The sequence below is a fragment of the Kordia jejudonensis genome, assembly GCF_001005315.1.
GTDB lineage: Bacteria > Bacteroidota > Bacteroidia > Flavobacteriales > Flavobacteriaceae > Kordia > Kordia jejudonensis.
Window position 1 is genome coordinate 1 of sequence record NZ_LBMG01000208.1, and the last position, 310, is coordinate 310.

The 310-nt window shown below is 44.8% G+C and carries 1 protein-coding gene; it reads left to right on the forward strand.

Going from position 1 to position 310, the window contains the following annotated elements; all coding sequences use genetic code 11:
* A partial coding sequence (locus tag AA089_RS23345; protein WP_046759440.1) for a Calx-beta domain-containing protein occupies nucleotides 1-310 on the forward strand: 310 nt, incomplete at both ends.

Genomic DNA, 310 nt, shown 5'->3' on the forward strand with positions numbered 1-310 from the left:
AAGACTTTACAGTCAACGGATCAGTGACAAGCGCAAACACGAGTAATACGACTGATTCAGGAACGGTTACGATCACAGATAATGATACTCCAGCCATGAGCGTTGGTGATGTAACCATCGCAGAAGACGGCGGCTCAGCAAGTGTACCAGTAAGCATTGACAATCCAAGCTCAGTAGATACGGTAGTGTCAATCACGACAGTAGATAACTCAGCGGAAGATCCAAACGATTATACAAGCACGACCACTACAGTAACGATTCCAGCAGGTGCGACAAGTATAAATGTATCGATTCCAATTACCGATGATAC